General features: G+C 61.4%; 17 protein-coding genes. 11 read left to right on the top strand and 6 right to left on the bottom strand.

From position 1 onward, the window contains the following. Positions 1–3: 3 nt before the first annotated feature. Positions 4–2,643, top strand: a complete 2,640-nt coding sequence (locus tag VWZ85_RS13495) for an ATP-binding protein (RefSeq protein ID WP_416588729.1) — start codon at positions 4–6, stop codon at positions 2,641–2,643. Between the two features lie 141 nt (positions 2,644–2,784). Here the strand turns inward: VWZ85_RS13495 and VWZ85_RS13490 are convergent, their stop codons facing one another. Together VWZ85_RS13490 and VWZ85_RS13485 are read right to left on the bottom strand one after the other, a co-directional pair. Next, a complete protein-coding gene (locus VWZ85_RS13490; RefSeq protein WP_340545865.1) occupies positions 2,785–2,958 on the bottom strand; it encodes a DUF1328 domain-containing protein in 174 nt (57 codons plus the stop codon). Positions 2,959–2,978: 20 nt separating this feature from the next. Then, positions 2,979–3,446 (bottom strand): hypothetical protein, encoded by a 468-nt coding sequence (locus VWZ85_RS13485; RefSeq protein WP_416541680.1) that lies wholly within the window; start codon positions 3,444–3,446, stop codon positions 2,979–2,981. A gap of 144 nt (positions 3,447–3,590) precedes the next feature. On the opposite strand from VWZ85_RS13485, the gene VWZ85_RS13480 reads away from it, so the two are divergent. Beyond that, positions 3,591–4,265, top strand: a complete 675-nt coding sequence (locus VWZ85_RS13480; RefSeq protein WP_416588851.1) for a Crp/Fnr family transcriptional regulator — start codon at positions 3,591–3,593, stop codon at positions 4,263–4,265. A gap of 83 nt (positions 4,266–4,348) precedes the next feature. On the opposite strand, the gene VWZ85_RS13475 is transcribed toward VWZ85_RS13480, so the two are convergent. Then, a complete protein-coding gene (locus tag VWZ85_RS13475; protein WP_416588727.1) occupies positions 4,349–7,999 on the bottom strand; it encodes a DUF2891 family protein in 3,651 nt (1,216 codons plus the stop codon). Positions 8,000–8,383: 384 nt separating this feature from the next. Between VWZ85_RS13475 and dusA the strand changes: the two genes are divergently transcribed. From dusA to VWZ85_RS13455, 4 genes are all read left to right on the top strand, one after another. After that, positions 8,384–9,406: a tRNA dihydrouridine(20/20a) synthase DusA gene (gene dusA / locus VWZ85_RS13470; RefSeq protein ID WP_416588724.1), complete on the top strand. Its 1,023-nt coding sequence runs from the start codon at positions 8,384–8,386 to the stop codon at positions 9,404–9,406. A 182-nt stretch (positions 9,407–9,588) separates the two neighbouring features. Beyond that, complete coding sequence (locus VWZ85_RS13465) at positions 9,589–10,455, top strand: sulfite exporter TauE/SafE family protein (protein WP_416534198.1); 867 nt, start codon at positions 9,589–9,591, stop codon at positions 10,453–10,455. Positions 10,456–10,480: 25 nt separating this feature from the next. Further along, a complete protein-coding gene (locus VWZ85_RS13460) occupies positions 10,481–11,275 on the top strand; it encodes a hypothetical protein (RefSeq protein WP_416588722.1) in 795 nt (264 codons plus the stop codon). A 55-nt stretch (positions 11,276–11,330) separates the two neighbouring features. Continuing rightward, on the top strand, positions 11,331–11,999 hold the full coding sequence (locus VWZ85_RS13455) for an HNH endonuclease (RefSeq protein WP_416588720.1): 669 nt from the start codon (positions 11,331–11,333) through the stop codon (positions 11,997–11,999). 184 nt (positions 12,000–12,183) lie between these two features. On the opposite strand, the gene VWZ85_RS13450 is transcribed toward VWZ85_RS13455, so the two are convergent. From VWZ85_RS13450 to ccmI, 3 genes are read right to left on the bottom strand one after another with little or no spacing between them, the layout of a single operon-like run. Beyond that, complete coding sequence (locus VWZ85_RS13450) at positions 12,184–12,417, bottom strand: DUF1289 domain-containing protein (protein ID WP_340545858.1); 234 nt, start codon at positions 12,415–12,417, stop codon at positions 12,184–12,186. A gap of 5 nt (positions 12,418–12,422) precedes the next feature. After that, positions 12,423–12,896, bottom strand: coding sequence for a Holliday junction resolvase RuvX (gene ruvX, locus VWZ85_RS13445; RefSeq protein WP_340545857.1), 474 nt, complete (start codon positions 12,894–12,896; stop codon positions 12,423–12,425). Beyond that, positions 12,893–14,143, bottom strand: coding sequence for a c-type cytochrome biogenesis protein CcmI (ccmI, locus tag VWZ85_RS13440; RefSeq protein WP_416588717.1), 1,251 nt, complete (start codon positions 14,141–14,143; stop codon positions 12,893–12,895). The genes ruvX and ccmI overlap by 4 nt, the downstream gene beginning before the upstream one ends. Positions 14,144–14,424: 281 nt before the next feature. On the opposite strand from ccmI, the gene VWZ85_RS13435 reads away from it, so the two are divergent. The 5 genes from VWZ85_RS13435 to VWZ85_RS13415 all read left to right on the top strand — a co-directional run bounded on the left by VWZ85_RS13435 (position 14,425) and on the right by VWZ85_RS13415 (position 20,210). Further along, positions 14,425–15,669: a sarcosine oxidase subunit beta family protein gene (locus tag VWZ85_RS13435; protein ID WP_340545855.1), complete on the top strand. Its 1,245-nt coding sequence runs from the start codon at positions 14,425–14,427 to the stop codon at positions 15,667–15,669. A gap of 95 nt (positions 15,670–15,764) precedes the next feature. Beyond that, positions 15,765–16,214 (top strand): hypothetical protein, encoded by a 450-nt coding sequence (locus VWZ85_RS13430; RefSeq protein WP_416588715.1) that lies wholly within the window; start codon positions 15,765–15,767, stop codon positions 16,212–16,214. A 10-nt stretch (positions 16,215–16,224) separates the two neighbouring features. After that, a complete protein-coding gene (locus VWZ85_RS13425; protein WP_340545854.1) occupies positions 16,225–16,554 on the top strand; it encodes a sarcosine oxidase subunit delta in 330 nt (109 codons plus the stop codon). A 58-nt stretch (positions 16,555–16,612) separates the two neighbouring features. Further along, positions 16,613–19,645 carry a sarcosine oxidase subunit alpha family protein gene (locus tag VWZ85_RS13420; protein ID WP_416588712.1) on the top strand — a complete coding sequence of 1,011 codons (3,033 nt, stop codon included), beginning with the start codon at positions 16,613–16,615 and terminating at the stop codon, positions 19,643–19,645. Then, a complete protein-coding gene (locus VWZ85_RS13415; RefSeq protein ID WP_416538932.1) occupies positions 19,638–20,210 on the top strand; it encodes a sarcosine oxidase subunit gamma in 573 nt (190 codons plus the stop codon). The genes VWZ85_RS13420 and VWZ85_RS13415 overlap by 8 nt, the downstream gene beginning before the upstream one ends. The last annotated feature ends 92 nt before the right edge of the window (positions 20,211–20,302 follow it).

Below are 20,302 nucleotides of genomic sequence, written 5' to 3'. Positions count from 1 at the left end.
TAGGTGCGGCTCAGGGAAAACCCTCTGCTGTCGCGCAGCGTCCTCATCACCGTGGGCTTGGTTCTCGCCTTGCTCGCGGTGCAGTCCGTTCGGCTGGGGCGCGAGGTGCTGGTGCGTCTGGATGGCCTGTCAACCGCCGCCACCGACAGCCTGCAATGGACCCTGTCACAGGCCGAAATCGAACAGCTGAAACTGGAAAACGCGGTGCTCTCCGCCCGGAGTGAGCAGGATCTGTCTCAGGTCCGCCGCGAATTCGACATCCTCTACAGCCGGGTCGCCACCATCCGCGAAAGCCGCACCTTCAAACCGGTGCGGGACGAACCCGAAAACGCCCGGGTTCTGGCGCGGGTCATGTCGCGGATCGACCGGCTGATCACCTATATCGACGGCCCGGATGAGGCGCTCCTGTTCGGGCTGCCCCAGGTGCGGGACATGCTGCGGGACAATCGCGCCGATCTGCGTGTTCTGGCGCTGGCCGGGTTGACGGAACATGCCCGCACAACCGAGGAAAAACGCCTCAACCTCTTTGCGATCCTGTCCCGGCTGGCGTGGGTGGTCCTCGCGCTCTGTGTGGCGCTGGGGCTGACGGCATTGATGATGGGACGGCTTTACCAGCGCGGCAAGCGGCTGGCGGAGCGCACACGCTTTGCCGTCAGCCGGATGCGCGCCATGATCACATCATCGCTGGATGCCATTCTGGTGGTTGGTGACGACGGGCGCATTCAGGAGGTCAACGGCGCCGCCGAGACGATTTTTGGCTATTCGCGGGGCGAAGCGACGGGCGCCGATATGGCGGATTTGATTGTCCCTGATCACCTGCGCGACGCCCATGAGCAGGGCATGCAGGCCTATCGGTCCGGGGCGACGCCCAAGGTCATCGGGCAGGGGCGTATCCAGCTGGAAGCAAAGCGTAAATCCGGCGAGGTCTTTCCGGTGGAGCTGTCGATTACGGCCAGCCAGTCGGCAGAAGAAACCGTCTTTGTCAGCTACCTGCGCGATATTTCTGACCGCATCGCCGCGGAGGAGGCGCTGACGCGCGCCCGCGATGAGGCGCTGGCCGGTGAACGGGCAAAGGCGGATCTCCTCACGGTGATGAGCCACGAAATGCGGACGCCGCTTACCGGTGTTCTGGGCGCGGTTGAGCTGCTGGACGGCACGCCACTCACCGCTGATCAGCGTGAATACCTGTCGGCGATCCGCGACTCCGGCGATCGCCTGATGGCCCATGTCAACGACGTCCTGCAGCTGTCACACCTGGAAACCGGCGTCGAATATGAACATCAGCGCATCTTCGATCTTTGCGATCTGGTGCAGGAACTGGTCGATTCCCATCAGGCCGTGGCGCGCCGCGGCCGCAACGATCTCAGCCTGCATTGCAGCCTTGGCCCCTGTGACGAAGTCCTCGGCCGCCCCGTCGCTCTGAAGAAGGTGCTGGTCAACCTTGTTGAAAACGCGTTGCAGTTCACCACCGATGGCGCGGTGTCAATTGACGTGCTGCGAGTGAGGGGCAGCGATACCGTGGAGATCTGCATTGCCGACACCGGGGCTGGCATCGCTGAGCATGATCTGGACCGGATCTTTGAAGATTTCATCCGGCTGGACGCCAGCTATGCGCGCAGCAGCGAAGGCACCGGTCTGGGTCTTGCGATCACCCGTCGTATCGTGGTGTCGATGGGGGGCGAGATCACCTGCGAAAGTGAGCTGGGGGAGGGCAGCCTGTTCACCATTTCGCTGCCACTGCCGGCCTCGGACGGGCGCGGGCGGATCGGTCAGGCGACCCCCGATACGCCGCTGATTGCGAATGCGGCACAGACGTCTCCGCAGCCCGGCGATACAGCCGCGGATGAGGCACAGTGCGCGCGGATCCTTGTGGTCGAAGACAATGAAATCAATCGTATTCTTGTCGAACGGATGCTGATCACGCTTGGGCATGAGGTGGTGCTGGCCGAGGGGGGCGCCGAAGGGGTGGAGGCCGCACGGCGAGAGGATTTTGATCTGATCCTGATGGACATCAGCATGCCTGAAGTGGACGGGATCGAGGCCACCCGCCGCATCCGCGCCGAGGCGCTGGCGGAGGGCACGCAGATTGTCGCGCTGACGGCCCATGTCGGGCAGCAGGATCACGCACGGATCCTGGCAGGCGGGCTTGCCGAAGTGGTCACCAAGCCGGTGAGCAAGCAGGCATTGGCAGAGGTGATTTCACGCCGCGCCAGATTGCAACGCAGCGCCGCAAAAGAGGTCGCCGGACAGCCGCCCGCCCAGCTGCCTGCCGCGCCTCCCAGCCCAATGCCCATGGCGCAGCCTGCACCGCAGCCAGCCGAGGGGCAATCGGACATAACGCAATTTTTTCATGCACTTGGTGCTGAACGTGGGGCGCAGTTCCTGCTCGGCTACAGTGACGAGGTCGATCAGTTCCTGACCGATCTGCGCGCGGCAGATGAGCTGGGGCAGGCGCACCGGCAGGAGGCACACAGGCTCGCTGGTTCCGCCGCGGTGCTGGGCTTTACCGCGCTGCGGGAGGCCCTGCTGACGCTTGAACATTCGGAGATGGACGCCATGCCCGATCTGATGCCCCTCATGGCCGAGTGGGAACAGGCGAGCGCGGAAATCGGTGGATATCTCCCCGGCAAGGCGGCCGGCTGAGCAGCCGCGTGTAAAAGCAAAAACGGCGCGCCGCTGACCCAGAAGGGGTATTGGCGCGCCGAGACGTGTAACACCGGCTATCAGGTCATGAGATGCCAGCCCATGCGGGGCTAAAACCGGCGGCATTTGGCCAGACGGCGTTTAGACCGGCGGCTTACCCTTGAGTGCGCGCATGACCATGGCCACGACGAACAGCACCAGGAATATGAAGAACAGGATCTTGGCGATGCCTGCCGATGCCCCGGCGATGCCGCCAAATCCGAGTAGGGCCGCGATCAGCGCCACGACCAGAAATGTAATTGCCCAACCAAGCATTCTCTCTCTCCTCCAAAAGGTTAGTCCACGATCCGCAGATGAGGAGACAACGTTTCAGCTTGCGAATTGTTCCCGGCAGGTTTCCTGGCCCCCTTGCGCCGCGGCGTCAGCCAGCTCTTGATCATTGACGCCGAAAACGGGCGAAACAGCACGGGCCAGGGGTAGGTGCCTATGTCGGCAAGCTCCAGTTCAGCCTCGGCCCGGGTGCCCATCAGAACCAATGTGCCAGACCGCGCCGCAATGATCTCGTCCAGTTTCAGCTGGTCGATCTGTGCGCTGCCGACCTCGGCAAAGACCACGGCCAGAGTGTGGCTCTTGCAGATATCCGGCATGGCCGCGTCGATCGACGGATGGCACAGCACCTCGGCGTTGGTCTCGCATTCATGAATTGTATCTGAGATATCGCAGGTGGTCAGATGATCCTGTGTTGCAATGATATAAATTTGGGTTTCCGCAGCGGTCGTATTGACCGGAACATCGTCTTGCATAAGCTGATAGACCTTCGTTTCGTGCATTCTGCGCCGAATTCAGCCTGCTCGCATTAATCTGTGACATACCATTTAGGGAATAATCCAGTGTCGACCACCGATTGCAAAGATTGTCCCCTGCGGCATCGTGATGTGTTCACGCCGATGACGGAGCAGGAGCTGGGGTTTACCCAAGGGTTCAAGACCGGCGAACTGGTTGTCGATCCGGGCACCACGATCCTGCTGGAAGGGTCAAACAGCCCGCAGCTCTACACCGTGCTAAAAGGGATGGGGACCCGCTACACCACGTTGGAGAATGGCCGTCGGCAGGTGATCAACTTTATTTTTCCTGGTGATTTCATCGGTTTGCAGGCCGGTCTTATGGGGGAGATGAAACATTCGGTCGAGGCGACAACCGCGATGACGCTCTGCGTGTTTCGCCGGTCCGAGACCTTTCGCCTGTTTGAACAGAACCCGGCGCGGGCCTATGATCTGACCTGGATCGCCGCCGTGGAGGAGCATTTCCTCGGCGAGACCATCGCTTCGCTCGGGCAGCGCGACGCTTCGCAGCGGATTGCCTGGGCGCTGGTGAAAATCTACCTGCGGCTGCGCGCTGTCGGTCTTGAGGTCGGCAATACGGTTCCGCTGGCCTATCGTCAGCAGGATCTGGCGGATGCCCTCGGTCTGTCGCTGGTCCACACCAACAAGCGGCTTAAGGTGCTGCGGGATGCGGGCCTTGCCGAATGGCAGAACGGGCTCTTGTCGATCACGGATCTTCAGGCGCTGGCAGACCTGGCGCTTGTCGATCTGGAAAAACCCGAAACGCGCCCGCTGATCTGACCGATCAGCCGCCTGGACGCAGGCAGGGTGCGGCGCCTACAGCGACCACAGCAGCTTTCGAACCCTGCCTGCCATTCTCCCGATCAGAAGATGAAGTCTTCTTCCTCAAGCTCCTGATCGGATTGAATCGTCACCAGTCTGGTTCCCTCATCAAGCTCAATATTGAAGCTGGTCTGCCCGTCGGAATGGCTCAAGGCTGCCATCAGGGCTTGGGGATCGGCGAAGAAGGAAGTCAGAGCAGAGACATCAATCTGATCAGCGTCGCCGTTTTGCCCAAAGTCGGTGATCTGCACTGACCCGGTATCCGCCGTCACGGCAAAGATGTCGTTCCCTGCGCCGCCGGTCAGAACATCATCACCCGCGCGGCCATTGAGGATATCATCGCCGTCGCCGCCATTCAGGTAGTTGTCCGCATCGTCGCCACGCAATGTGTCATCGGCGGTGCCGCCCAGAATGTTTTCAATGCGGGTGTAGCTGTTGTGGTACTGATCCGTTCCCGTGTTGAGATCAATGTTGAAGCCATAGCCGCGAACATCTGAATTCGCGATGTCATAGGTATCGCTCCCCGCGCCACCATCAAACACGTCGCCGGTTCCGTCGTCAAAACCCGCGCGCAACGTGTCGTTGCCGTGGCCGCCACGCAGGATGTCCTTGCCGTTGCCGCCGTCGAGCACATCAGCGCCATACCGCCCGGAAAGCGTGTCATTGCCATTGCCGCCATGCAGATAGTTGCGCGAGCCGTTGCCAAGCAACCGATCATTCGTATCGCTGCCCAGAATGTTCTCGATACCCGAGTAGGTATTGCCGTATTGATCCGTGCCATCCCGGAGATCGATATTGAACCCATAAACGCTGACATCGGAATTTGCGATGTCATAGGTATCTCTGCCCGCGCCACCGATAAAGACATCGCCGGTGCCATCGTCAAAACCGGCACGCAGGGTGTCATCGCCAGTGCCGCCGTCCAGGGTATCCTTGCCGCCCTGGCCGTCCAGCAGATCATCGCCCGCCCCACCGGAAAGCAGATCATTGTCATTGCCGCCGATCAGGATATCCGCACCATCGCCGCCGGCGCCGGGCACCCAGTCATCAATCTGCGTGGTCAGGCTGCCATCCGGGTCAGCCACCGGCAGCTGCGTCGGCAGGTCGGCTGCAAAAGACGCGAAGTTCGGCAGCCAATGGCCAGGCCCGATGTTGGCGCCCATTTCCGCAGCATAAGTTTCGGTCCATTCCACAACATTCGAATAGGCATGATAAAAGGCCGGGTTCTCTGTTTCGGCAAACATCGCCCAATAGCCATAGGCCGAAGAGATCGCGATACCAGCCGAATGCGAAAACCCGATCCCCGCATCCAGACGTGCACCTTCGGTATCCAGCAGCTCTTCAAGCGAACCATCGGTGACGCTCTGCAACATCTGGGCATGGATGTCGTCAAACAGCGCCGTATCTGTTTCTTCCGCAATCACATGGGCATAGGCCGAGAGCGAAAGCGACGAAAAGAAATCGCCCTCATCAATTTCCGTCTCCCCGGATACATTCGTATCCGACTGAATTTGATCAAACATCTGCATGTAACGCGCTTCAGCCGGCGCATCGTTCTGATGCTGGGCGTATTGGATCAGATTTGCGATCTGCCAGTTTGCATCACCGTAGGAGCCCGTACCCGCATCGGATGTTCCGGCTTCAATGCGCTGGGACAGACGGGCCTCCAGTTCGGCGGCAAAATGATCGCCGGCAGGTGCCAGGTTGTCGATGCCATTGTCCTGAAGCTTGGTGTCCAGTTTCAGCAGCCACGCCCAGCCATAAGGGTCGTTATGGGTGAGGTCGATTTCGCCCTGCACGTCCTCGGCGGAAAAACGGTCATCGGCAAAGGCCTGCAACCCGGCTTGATCGCCAGTGGCCTCGTAGGCCGCAACATTGGCCAGATGGGCATGCACGCTGGAATGCCAGTCAACCGAGCCATTGAAAATCGGCGCTGTGGCATGACCCCGTGCGTCAAGATACCGGTCGGCCAACGCATCAAAGGTGGTCAACAGCTCATCATCGGCATCGCCATTGAGGTAATCCGTCTCCAGCACAGGATCACCCGGGTCGGTAACACCGTCGTCAGGATCGGAGGTGTCTCCTCCGACTTCCTGCCAGGTGGCACCGGTTTCGCTGACAACCAGTTCCAGGTCCTGCTGGCTGACTTCGGCACCATTCGCATCCGTCCCGATGACGGAGATTTCATAGATATGGTCCCGGTCCAGATCCCAGACCTCTTCGTAGTTGGGCGTGAACCAGCTCTGATAGGAGACATCGCCGCTGTCAGGATCAACCAGGAATATCGCGGCGTCCTGCCCCGTCAGCGTGTAGGTTACACCGGCAGCGTTTTCCCCCTCCCAGACGCCTGCACCGGGGTCTTGCTGATCCGAGCCGCCGTTGCCAGGATTGGGGATGTCGCCAGTGGCGTCCTGCCAGGTGGCACCGGTTTCGCTGACAACCAGTTCCAGATTCTGCTGGCTGACTTCGGCACCATTCGCATCGGTCCCGATGACAGAGATTTCATAGATATGGTCCCGGTCGAGGTCCCAGACCTCTTCGTAATTTGGCGTGAACCAATCCTGATAGGAGACATCGCCAGTGTCAGGATCAACCACGAATATAGCAGCGTCCTGCCCGGCCAGCGTATAGGTGACGCCAGTTCCGCCTGTGCCTGTGCCGGTGCCTGTGTCGACATCAGGCGGAGGTGTGTCGGGGCCTGTGCCACCGCTGCCGGTATCACCGCCGCCGAATTCGGTCGGACCTTCGCCGGTGTCGGTACCGGTCAAAGCGCCAGACAGCCCAAGATCCGCCGCTGTCAGGGGTGTTTGATGCTGGATCGTGATCACCAGCTCCCCACCGGTGACATTGAGGTTCAACGTGGTCTGATAGGGACCGAAGGTCATGCCGGACGACACCGCCTCCGCTGAACCATAGCCAGTCAGCTCCGACAGATCGATCATATCCGCAGCGCCATTTGCGCCGAAATCGGTGATCAACAGGCGGCCCGGCACGTCTTGGATCAGAAAGATATCGTCGCCATCCCCGCCGGAAATTGTATCGCTGTCGCCGCCACCGGAAAGCAGGTCATTGCCGCTGCCGCCGCTCAGCAGGTCATCACCGCTGCCGCCCAGCAGCGTGTCGTTGCCAACACCTGCGGTCATCGTGTCGCTGCCCGAGCCGCCTTCTGCATAAAACGACGAACCGGCCAGGGCGCCATCGACAATATCATCGCCCGCATCCATGAAAATCCGGTCGGAGTCTTCGAACGTACCGATGAACGCGATGTCGTTTCCGTTCCCGCCATGGATCTCATCATTGCCTTGGCTGCCGGCCAGCACGTCATTGCCGTCGCCGCCATAGACAGTGTCGGTGCCAATGCTGCCAATCAGATGGTCGTCACCACTGCGCCCAAAGATAAGATCATCACCGTCGCGGCCAAAAACATGGTCATTGCCCGCGCCTGTGTCGATCACATCATTGCCGTATAGCCCCTCGATTTCGTCATCGCCGTCACCGCCTATGAGGGTATCGTCGCCGTGCCCCCCCCGCAGCGTGTCATTCCCGCTGCCGCCGACAAGTGAATCATTGCCCGCATCTCCGATCAGGCTGTCGTCGCCCCCCAGCCCAACGAGCGTATCCGCGCCCGCCGTGCCCATGATCGTGTCTGCGTTGACTGTTCCTCTGACGGGGTTCACTGGATTTACTGGCATCATCTTTCCTTCGTACAACGGAAATCGTGAATTAACGGATTTCAAATCGTCTAGCACGAAAGCAGGGCATCAATAGATTTATGGAGAAAATTGGGCCAAATTGCCCGGAAATGGTTAATAATAATGATCAATGTTTAGCTAAATTTTTCTAGAAAACCCGGACTGTTTCCAGAACGCGCCCAATCCATTTGATCGGCCCCAGCTGATCAGTCCGCTTTCGTCGTCAGAGGCAGAACAGATGGGGACAGTGGCTTAGCAGCGCTTGCAGGCGGGTGCTGGAACTTGGGGCGGAAACAGTGCTACACGGCGCCGTCGGCGCTACAGTCTGTAGCGCCGCACCCGATAACGGGGCTGAATCGGGCCAGATCGAGGGAAACGGTGACAATGGACAACTCGAAAGACCACGAAGAAATAAGGTTTTCCGAAGTTCGGAACGCGGCGCGCCTGTCCATTGCGCCGATGATGGACTGGACCGACCGCCATTGCCGGTATCTGCATCGGCTGCTGAGCCGTGAGGCGCTGCTTTATACCGAGATGGTAACGGCACCTGCCTTGGTGCGGGGCGGGGCGTTGCATCTGTTGGACTTCAGTGCCGAAGAGCATCCGGTGGCGCTGCAACTGGGCGGCTCTGACCCGGAGGAGCTGGCGCAGGCTGCCGTGTTCGGCGCCGAGGCGGGCTATGATGAGATCAATCTCAACTGTGGCTGCCCGAGCGACCGGGTGCAGTCGGGGGCCTTTGGCGCCGTGCTGATGAAAACGCCGGATCTGGTGGCCGATTGTGTAGCTGCGATGCGGGCAAAGGTCGATGTCGAGGTGACGGTGAAATGCCGCATTGGCGTTGATGACCAGGACCCGCAGGAGGTGCTGCCTGCCTTTCTTGAACGGATCGCGGCGGCGGGCTGCGAGCGGGTGACGATCCACGCCCGCAAAGCCTGGCTGAAGGGACTGAGCCCCAAGGAAAACCGGGATATCCCGCCCCTCGACTACGAGATCGTGCATCAGATGAAGGCGGAATTCCCGCAGCTGCATATCTCGCTCAACGGAGGGGTCGCACGGCTGGAGGATGCGCTTCTGCATCTGGAACGGGGCCTTGACGGCGTCATGATCGGTCGCGCCGCCTATCATCAGCCCAGCGATATCCTGTCACAGGCGGATCCGCTCATTTTTGGCAGCGGCAGCGGAACCGATCCGGTCGCGGTTGTCGGGCAGATGCTGGGGTATATCGACGATCAGATGGCGCAAGGTGCGCGATTGCATCAGATCACCCGGCATATGCTGGGGCTGTTTGCAGGCCGTCCGGGGGCGCGCAATTGGCGGCGGGTGCTGTCCGAAGGCGCCAGCCGACCGGGCGCAGATACAAGGTTGGTGGAGACCGCCCTGGAGCAGGTGACAGGCCTCGCGGCCTGATCCACCGGCGCAGCCCTGCGACCACGGGTCACCGCCACAAGCTGCTAAGCCGCACGAATTCCTGAGACAATTTTTGCCCGCCCATGCTAGGGGATGGGAATGTCAGCGCAAGACAGCCGCCCATATCCGCTGCGGATGGGGTCGGTCTGCGGCCGCTGATCCGGGTAAGAGGAGAGCCGCCGATGTCAGCCCTGACAACCAGTCTTGTGACCACTGCCACCCTGTGGCCGGAGCCTGCCGTGCTGGCGCAGATGGCCGGTCTCTTGATCGTGACAGGCGCGGTGGCCGGGGTTCTGGCGGGCCTGCTGGGGGTTGGCGGCGGCATCGTTCTGGTGCCTGCGTTCTTCTACGTGTTTCAGACGCTGGGCTATGGGGGCGACCAGCTGATGCAGATGTGTCTGGCAACGTCTCTGGCGACGATCATCGTGACCTCTCTGCGCTCGGTGATGAGCCACAACAAGAAGGGTGCCGTGGATTGGGACATCCTGCGCGGCTGGGGGCCGGGAATTGCCATCGGCGCCATCGTCGGCGTCACGGTTGCGGCCTCTTTGCGGTCAACCACATTGCAGGCGCTGTTTGGCGTGCTGGCGCTGGTGATTGGCTGTTACATGGCCTTTGGCCGCTCCGATTGGCGGCTGGGCAACGAGATGCCCAAGGGCGCGCGCCGCATCATCCTGTCCCCCATGGTCGGGTTCCTGTCGGTGCTGATGGGCATCGGCGGCGGCAGTTTTGGCGTGCCATTGATGAGCCTGCATGCAACGCCTATTCACCGGGCTGTGGCCACGGCGGCGGGCTTTGGTGTGATCATCGCGGTGCCGTCGGTGATTGGCTTTCTGTTCCTGCCGATTGATCCGTCGGCGCGCCCGCCGCTGACGCTGGGGGCGGTCAATATGGTTGCCTTTGTGGTGGTGATCGCGATGACGCTGATCACCGCCCCCTGGGGGGTGAAGCTGGCCCATGCGATGGATCCGAAACCGCTGAAACGGGTGTTTGCGGTCTTTCTGATCCTTGTCGCGCTCAATATGCTGCGCAAGTCTCTGGGCTTCTGATTTCAGGTATTGGTAAGGTTTTGCAATGGATTGGCAGCGGTTCTTGACAAAGGGGTGGTGTGATTTTCCGGCCCATGCTGCCACATTGGCCTGGGCGCGCCACGCCCATCAGGCCGGGATCCGGGCCCTCAACGATCCGACCAATGCCGATTGGCTGCAATGTGAGGGCACCTGGTTCATCGGTGTTGATGCGCTGCCCAATGACGGGCGCGGCCAGCTGCCGGCGGGGCCGCCGCTGGCCGGCCCCGCCATCGACTTCATCAGCGCCCATCTTGGCGGCCTGCCGGATCTGCATCGCGCGCAGGTCTCCTCTGTCTTCCCCGGCTATCCACGGCCGCGCCCCGGTGAGGGGGAGGCGGCGCTGCGCTACCGGATCAACCGCGACGCGGCGCATGTGGACGGGGTGAAGATGTTCGGGGAGACCCGCCGCCGCCGGGTCGAGGAACCCCATGCCTGGGTGCTGGGGCTGCCGCTGAATGTCAGCAGTCCCGATGCTTCGCCGCTGGTGATCTGGGAGGGCAGCCATGTGATCATGCGCCGCGCCTTTGCGGCGCTGTTTCAGGGCGTCCCTGCGCAGCAATGGGGCGAAGTGGATGTGACCGACGCCTATACCGCTGCCCGCCGGGAGGTGTTTGACACCTGCCCAAGGATCACGGTTTCAGCCCGCCCCGGTGAGGCCTATCTGATGCACCGGCTGTGCCTGCATGGTGTCGCGCCATGGCCCGAGGGGGCCAGCGCCCCCGAAGAGGGCCGCATGATCGCCTATTTCCGCCCCGAGCTGGCGGATTGGACCCAGAGGTGGCTGGCGGAGTGGGAGTAGAGGGCATCATTGGGTTCTTCAGTGTTGAGATCACTTTAGTTGGGAAGGACGTTGGGTGAAGTCACTTAGAGAATATGGTGTCGAGGCTCAGCACCTGCGGCAGGCTTTGGAGAGCTTTAAGGCCGGGAACCACCATGGTGTCAAATACACGCCGTCAACCAGCACCTACATTCTATGCCGTATTGATTTTGAGCTATGGGATCTAAAACCGGTGGTGCGTATGGCATTGCGCCTAGTGGGCGAAAATATTGATCCGAACAATTTTACATCTCAACGGTTCCAAGGCGAGTTATCGACCCTTGGATATCATATTGTTCGGTTCGATGAACTCCGGCAGCGCCGCCTTGGCATGCGAGGGTTCGATGCAGATGAATTGATTGCTCCGCATCGTGTATACGTACCACCCTTCATGGCGGAGAAACGCAACGGATTTGCTTCTCCCGATGTTACAGGTGGTCAAGCGGGGCCAGCTTTCAGAAAGGGCGTGAGCAACCGGTTCGTTCGAAACTCCGAAGTTAGTCGACGAGTGAGACAGAGGGCCAACGGTATCTGTGGCGCGTGTCAAAACAAGTCTTTCGAAACCCCAAATGGTGGGTGGTTTTTGGAGGTGCATCACAAAAAATGGCTAAGCGAAGGCGGTGCTGATGTTGAGGAAAACATGATTGCCCTCTGTCCGAACTGCCACCGTCAGGAGCATTTCGGTAAGAATCGAAGGTACCGATGAATGAGGTGCCGGCAGATAAAAGGTCAGCATCCCTGCCTGAATGTTTCGCGTGCGAAACAATGGGTCAGCAGTTATTCCGCATGATTTTCAGAAGGTTACCGGCGCGTGCGCAACCATTGGCGGGCAAAAGCCGAGCGCTGTCAGCCCGCTATCCGTTGCCGCGCGACATGTGCCGCGCGCCGCGTTAGCTGCGGTTTAGGCGGGCGCTGCGGCCGCCGCGGCGCTTGGTTAGCTCCTTGGCGCGGTCGGGCAGGGCTGCGAGCAGCTCGGCGCGTTCTTCGTTGCTCATCTTTGACCAGCGGGTGATTTCGTCGATGGAGCGATAGCAGCCGGTGCAGATCCGCGCCTCGGGGTGGACGACACAGATTTGGATGCAGGGGGACTGCACCTCGTCACGTTTCCAGACCTCGTCACTCATGCGTTTTATCCCGCCTTGATATGGCGCATGCGATCCAGCGCCCCTTGCAGGATATACGATGCGGCAACATGGTCGATCACCTCTGCGCGACGCTTTCGGCTCGTATCCGCCTCCAGAAGCGCCCTTTCGGCGGCGACCGTGCTCAACCTTTCGTCCCAGAAGCCGATCGGCAGTTCGGTCAGCTTGGCCAGATTGCGGGCAAAGGCGCGGGTTTTCTGGCAGCGTGGCCCTTCGGAGCCGTCCATATTGCGCGGCAGCCCCAGCAGCAGGGCGCCGACCTCGCGGGTCTTGACGATCTCGAACAGGCGGTCGGCATCCAGGGTGAATTTCTTGCGCCGGATGGTTTCCAGCGGCGTCGCCACGGTGCCCATACGGTCGGAGATGGCGACACCAACGGTTTTGTCGCCAAAATCCAGCCCCGCAATCGGGGTGAAGGCGGGGACGGCTGCGGCGAAGGCTTCGAAGTCGTCATGGATCATTGGGTCAGTCCTGCATTTTTCGCGGCTTCGGTGATGGTGGCGAGCGCCTCTGGCATCTCGGCAAAGACCTCTTGTGCCTCAGTGTAGATCGCCTGCGCGCGCTCGGTCTCTTGCAGCACGGCAAGGGCGCCGATCAGCCGTGCCCATTCCTGCGGTGTGCCGCCGCTGTCGGCCAGCCGCTGCGACAGCCCCTCGACCATGCCGCGGATCATCTGCTGGCGTTCCTGCGCGCTCATCTCCCCGGCCGCGGCGATATCGTCCTGGCTGGGACCGGAGAGCGCCGGGGTTCCGCCGGCGGCCGGTCTGCTGCCCGGGGCGATCGGCGTATAGTCGACCCCGGCGCGATAGGCGATATCCTCGATCTGGGCGGAGATGGCGGTGATCCAGGGGGCGCGCTCCGGTCCCATGGCCAGGGTCTCGCTCCAGACCTCATAGGCGAGGTCCGGGCGGCCGATCTGCGCCATCATCAGCCCCCAGTAGTAGCGCGCGCCGCCATCAAAGCGGTTGAGCGTCAGTGCGGTGCGCAGGGCGTCCTCGGCCTCTGGGGAGACATAGCCGCCTGCGGCCATGATCTGCAGCTCTGCCAGCTCGCCGAAATCGCGCGCCTCGACGTCGCCGGACATGATGCGGATGTAATTGGCCTTGGCCTGCGCGGCGGCGGCGAAATTGCCGAGGTTCGCCTCATGCTGGGCGAGCAGCGCCTGGCCCTGGGCGTCGTTGGCGCGAGCGGCGGCGGTTTCGCGCAGCTGATCGACCAGGGTCGCGTATCCGGGTTCCACCACGCGTTCGGGGCGGGCGGGGGCATCGGCCTCGGCTTCGGCCTGCGAGGGGCGGCTGGCGGCGCGTTCGGCGGCGGCATCAATCCGCAGCTGCAGGCCCAGATCGCTGTATCCGGGTGCCCCGAGATTGGCATAGAGCAGATAGGTGCCGGCGCAGATCACAGTGGTCAGCACAACAGCGGTTGCGCCGGTCAGCAGGCGCGGCTGCGAGCGGCCGGTGGCGGCGGCCTGCGCCTGGGCATCGGCGGTCAGGATGCGGCGCGAAATCTCAGTGCGGACCCGTTCGGCGTCGCCCTCCTGCAGCACGCCACGCGCCAGATCCTTGTCCACGTCGCGCAGCTGCTGGCGATAGACCTGAAGATCATAGGCCGCAGCAGGCGCGCCGCTGTCACGGCCCCGCAGCAGCACAAGGGACAGCAGAATGGCCGTGGCCAGCGTGATAAGACTGATGACAATCCAGAAGGTCATGGCGGCTCCCGCAGTTTCACACTCATGTATAGGGGCGCAGGCGCGGAAAAAAGGCCTAACTGCTGCGGCGCGCTGTCCCGGCTGGTCGGAGGGCCGCCTGCGCGCCAAAGCACAGGCAAAGCTCAGCCTACAGCTTCGGGCAAACTGGCTGGCATAGCGGCGGCGGCGCGTCGTCTTTGGGTCCGCATGTCGCAACCATGCACGATTGCGACGATAAACGGCGCAGCCCGGGGCGATCTGTGGTGCATACCCGGTAGCAGTCTCGAACCACGGATTCGCCCATGAAACGTTATTCTGCCTTTGCTGTCGCGCGTGAGGCGCTGCGCTACCACACCGGATGGGAACGCGCCTGGCGCTCGCCTGAACCGAAACGCCACTATGATGTGATCATCGTCGGGGCCGGGGGGCATGGTCTGGCCACAGCCTATTTCCTTGGCAAGAATTTCGGCATCACCAATGTCGCCGTTCTGGAAAAGGGCTGGCTGGGCGGCGGGAATACCGGGCGTAACACCACCATCATCCGCTCCAACTACCTGCAGGATCCCTCGGCGGCGATCTATGAGAAGGCGCGCTCGCTCTATGAGACGATGAGCCAGGACATCAACTACAACGTGATGTTCAGCCCGCGCGGCGTGATCATGCTGGCGCAGACCGAGCATGAGGTGCGCGGCTACAAGCGCACCGCCCATGCCAATGCCCTGCAGGGCGTGCAGACCGAATGGATCGAGCCTGCGCGCGTGAAGGAGCTGGTGCCGATCATCAACCTCGAAGGGCCGCGCTATCCGGTTCTGGGCGGCCTCTGGCAGGAACGCGGCGGCACCGCGCGCCACGATGCGGTGGCCTGGGGCTATGCGCGGGCCTGTTCCAACATGGGTATGGACATCATCCAGCAGTGTGAAGTCACCGGCGTGCGCAATGAGAATGGCCGTGTGGTTGGCGTCGACACCACCAAGGGCGCCATCGACTGCGACAAGCTGGGCATGGTGGTTGCGGGCAATTGTTCGCATCTGTCGGACATGGCGGGTTTCCGTCTGCCGGTGGAAAGCGTGGCGCTGCAGGCGCTGGTGTCCGAGCCGATCAAACCCTGCATGGATGTGGTTGTGATGGCCAATACCGTGCATGGCTACATGTCGCAGTCCGACAAGGGCGAGATGGTCATCGGCGGCGGCACCGACGGGTTCAACAACTACACCCAGCGCGGATCTTTCCATCATATCGAGGAAACCGTGCGCGCGCTCAACGAGACCTTCCCGATGGTCAGCCGTCTGAAGATGCTGCGCCAGTGGGGCGGGATCGTGGATGTGACCGGGGACCGCTCGCCGCTGATCTCCAAGACACCGGTTGGCAATATCTTTGTCAACGCAGGCTGGGGTACCGGCGGCTTCAAGGCGATCCCGGGCTCTGGCTGGGCGATGGCCGAGCTGATGGCCACAGGTCATTCGCCGCTGGCCGAAGAGTTTTCGATGATGCGCTTCAAGGAAGGCAAATTCATCGACGAGAGCGTTGCTGCCGGTGTGGCACACTGATGTGGAAATCTTATTTAGTGGATGCAGTGGGATGGTCGGGAATCCTATCGTGGGTCGGATTGTCAGCCTACAATTTCAGTGTTGCTGACGCGGAGATGTTTCAGAGCGTAGGAGTGGTCGGTATCGCTGCTGGCGTTGGATATTTTGTGATGCAACAACAAGCCACACCGCATCCTGTCGGAGCGATCGAACGTTCAGCTCTTCACTCAAAGACTTTGGTTTTGACAGGGGACGCTGCTGGTAGGGCGTTGGCAAATACTTCAATACTTGCAAAAGCAATGAAAGAGGACGCCGAAGAACAGGGGAAAAGGGTTTCCCACTTGGTTGGATCTATTGCTTCTATTCCGGACGAACACTTACGACGAATGGTGGCCTCTGGATGCGCTGAACTGACTGAAAAGATAGACGAAAATTGTGATGACATGCTTGAAGCGGACAACTTGGTGCGAAGTCAAAGCAGGAAATCAGAGCTACTTCAGGCGGTAGTTGTCATCGTTGGAACCCTTCAATCTGGCCTTGGTAGCCTATTGATTGTTCAAGTGTGAGAGATAGAAAATGCTGATCCTTGAATGCCCCTATTGCGGCGTCAAAGCCGAAGAAACTGAACTGGCCGCTGGTGGCGAGGCGCATCTGAAGCGTTTTGGTCCCGGCTCGTCGGATGACGAGTTTCATGACTATCTGTTCATGCGCGAAAACCCCAAGGGCGTGCATTTTGAGCGCTGGCGCCATGCCAATGGCTGCGGCAAGTGGTTCCATGCTGCGCGCTGCACCACCACGCTTGAGGTTTTTGGCACCTACAGCGCCCAGACCACCGAGCCGCCCAAGGACATTCTGGATGCGGTCACGGCCAAGCGCCCCGGTTGGACATGGCGGGATCTGAAATGATCGCCTGTCTGAACGTTACCTCCCTTTTCGTCGCCCTCTCTTGCGAAAGGTCCGCCACATGAGCACGCGCCTTGCCAAAAACGGCCGGTTGATCGACCGCTCCAAACCGATCGAATTCACCTTCAACGGCAAGCGGATGAAGGGCTATGCAGGCGACACGCTGGCGTCGGCCCTGTTGGCCAATGACCAGATGATGGTTGGCCGCTCGTTCAAATATCACCGCCCGCGCGGTCTGGTTGCGGCTGGCCCGGAAGAGCCCAATGCGCTTGTGGGTCTGGGCACCGGCGACCGGTTTGAACCCAACCAGCGCGCCACCACGACCGAGCTGTTCTCGGGCCTGTCGGCGCAGTCGCAGAACCATTGGCCGAGCCTTGAGTTCGACGTGGGCGTGGCCAATAACGCGCTGGCGCGGTTCCTGCCTGCGGGGTTCTACTACAAGATGTTCATCCACCCGCGTCCGCTGTGGAAACATGTCTACGAGCCGATCATCCGTCAGTCCGCCGGTCTGGGCAAAGCGCCCGACAAGGAGCTGAAGGACGCCGACACCTACGAGCATTTCTATTATTTCGTCGATGTGCTGGTGATTGGTGGTGGTGTTGCGGGTTTGCAGGCGGCCAAGGCTGCGGCGATGTCCGGTGCCAAGGTTCTGCTGCTGGAGCAGCACAACCATTGGGGTGGCCGCGCGCCAGTTGATGGCGGCACCATCGACGGGATGGAACCCGGCGCTTGGGTCGAGAAAACCCTCGCCGAGCTGCGGGGCATGGACAATGTGCTGCTGCGCGACCGCTGCATGGGCGCGGGCGTCTATGATCACGGCTATGCGCTGGGGTATGAGCGTCTGACCGATCATGCGCCGGGGCAGGGTGGTCCGCGCCACCGTCTGTGGCGGATCCGGGCCAGCCAGATTGTGACGGCGACCGGTGCGATTGAACGGCCTTTGTCCTTTGCGGGCAATGATGTGCCGGGCGTGATGCTGGCGGCCTCGATGCGCGACTATGCGGTGAACTGGGGGGTGACACCCGGCCAGAAAGTGGTTGTGGCCACCAACAATGATGACGCCTATCGCACCGCGATTGCGCTGCATGCTGCGGGTGTCGAGGTGGTGCGCGTGCTGGATGCCCGCGACAGCGGCGGCGGCGCGCTGATGGAAGAGGTTCGTCAGCTGGGCATCCGCGTCGAATGTGGCCGGGCCATTGCCAAGGTGAAAGGCGGCAAGCGCGTCACCTCGGTGGCGATCTGTGCCCAGAACGGCGAGGGCGGTGCTCAGGAGGAGGTCGAGGCCGATGCGGTCGCGATGTCCGGCGGCTGGTCGCCGGTGGTGCATCTGTGGTCCCATTGCGGTGGCAAGCTGGTCTGGGATCAGACCCATGCGAACTTCCGCCCCGATGCAACCCGTCCGCCGCTGGGTGCGGATGGCAAGGGTTTTGTGATTGCGGCGGGGGCTGCCAATGGCGCCGCTGGTCTGGCGGAGGCGCTGAGCGATGCGCAGGCCGCAGGCGAGGCGGCTGCCAAGGCCGCTGGCCGCAAGGTCAAGGCAGGCACCGCGCCCGTTGGTGATGCCCCGACAGAGACGGCGATGGAGCCGGTCTGGCTGATGCCTGCCAAGGCCGACATCAAGCTGCGGATGAAAACCTGGCTGGACTATCAGAACGACGTCAAAGTGTCGGATGTGCAGCTGGCCGCGCGCGAAGGGTTCGAAAGCGTCGAACATACCAAGCGCTACACCACGCTGGGCATGGCGACGGATCAGGGCAAGTTGAGCAATATCAACGGTCTGGCGATCCTTGCTGATGCGCTGGGGTCTGAAATCCCGCAAGTGGGCACCACCACCTTCCGTCCGCCCTATCACCCGATTTCGATGGGGGCGATCGGCGGTGAGGCCCGCGGGGATATCTTCCAGCCGCTGCGCAAGACGCCGATGTATGACTGGCACGACAGCAACGGGGCGGATTGGGAACCGGTTGGCCAGTGGCGTCGCCCCTACGCCTATGTTCGCTCCGGCGAGAGCGTGCATGACGCGGTGAACCGCGAGGTGAAGAACACCCGCGAGAACCTCGGCCTGCTGGATGCCTCGACCCTCGGCAAGCTGGTCGTCAAAGGGCCGGATGCGGGCAAGTTCCTCGACATGATGTATACCAACATGATGTCGACGCTGAAGCCGGGCAAATGCCGCTATGGTCTGATGTGTTCGGAGAACGGTTTCCTGATCGACGACGGCGTGGTTGCCCGGATCGACGAGGACACCTGGCTTTGCCACACCACCACCGGCGGTGCCGAGCGGATCCATGGCCACATGGAAGAATGGCTGCAGACCGAATGGTGGGACTGGAAAGTCTATGTTGCCAATGTCACCGAACAGCTGGCGCAGGTCGCCGTCGTTGGCCCCAACGCCCGCAAGGTGCTGGAAAAGCTGAATGAAAAAGCGGGCGGCGGTATGGATGTCTCCAAGGAGGCGCTGCCCTTCATGGAATGGCGTGATGGGGAAATCGGCGGCTTCAAGGCGCGGGCCTACCGCATCTCCTTCTCGGGCGAACTGTCCTACGAGATCGCGGTTGCGGCCTCCGAAGGTCAGGCGTTCTGGACTGCGTTGATGGAGGCGGGCAAGGAATTCGGGGTGATGCCTTATGGCACCGAATGTCTGCACATCCTGCGGGCCGAAAAGGGCTTTATCATGATCGGCGACGAGACTGACGGGACCGTTATCCCGCAGGATCTGGGGCTCAACTGGGCGCTGTCGAAGAAGAAAGAGGATTTCCTCGGCAAACGCGCGCATTCCCGCAGCCACATGGCCGATCCCGACCGCTGGCAGCTGGTGGGGCTGGAAACCGTAGACGGGTCGGTCCTACCGGATGGCGCCTATGCGGTCGGCAATGGTGTCAACGCCAATGGCCAGAAAAACACCATCGGGCGCGTCACCTCGACCTATTATTCGGCGAATCTGGGCCGTGGCATTGCCATGGGTCTGGTCAAGCATGGTCCGAAGCGGATGGGCGAGGTGATCGAGTTCCCCGGCACCGACGGGACAATCTACAAGGCCAAGATCGTCGATCAGGTCTTTTACGACAAGGAAGGGGAGAAGCAGAATGTCTGATCCTGTCAGCGCAATGAATGGGGCGAAATTCTCCGGTCTGGCACAGGTCGAGGACAGCGGGTTGCAGGGGATGATCACCCTGCGCGGCGATCTGGCCTCTGCCACCCTGAAGGCGGCGGTAAAGGCCGCCACCGGGGCGGATGTGCCGACCAGCGGACAGATCTCTCTGACCGAGCAGGGCGGTGTGGCCTGGATGTCGCCGGATGAGCTGCTGCTGCTGGTGCCTTACGGCGAGGTTGACGCCAAGGTGGCGGATCTGGCAGAGGCGCTGAAAGGCGAACATGCGCTGGCCGTCAATGTCTCCGACGCCCGTGGTCTGTTCCGCCTGTCCGGTGACAGCGCCCGCGAAGTTCTGGCGAAAATCTGCCCGGTCGATATGTCGGCTGAGGCCTTTAAACCGGGCCAGTTTCGCCGCACGCGCATGGCGCAGGTGGCGGCGGCCTTCTGGCTGGACAATAACGGTGCATTTCACATCGTTTGCTTCCGTTCAGTGGGCGGATATGTCTACAACTTGTTATGCACCGCCGCGCATCCACAATCTAAGGTAGGTGCGTTAACTGGTTAAGGCAATTTAGCCTTGTGGTGCGTTTTACGTGCAGGTAAAGTGCTTCTGGATTTCCGGGGGCACTTTTTACTTGGCTTTGTTGGTTCTTCACC

This window comes from Phaeobacter sp. JH20_29 (assembly GCF_048056175.1).
Classification (GTDB): domain Bacteria; phylum Pseudomonadota; class Alphaproteobacteria; order Rhodobacterales; family Rhodobacteraceae; genus Phaeobacter; species Phaeobacter bryozoorum.
The sequence above is the reverse complement of the archived record's forward strand: the minus strand, read 5'-3'. Positions and strand labels throughout refer to the sequence as shown.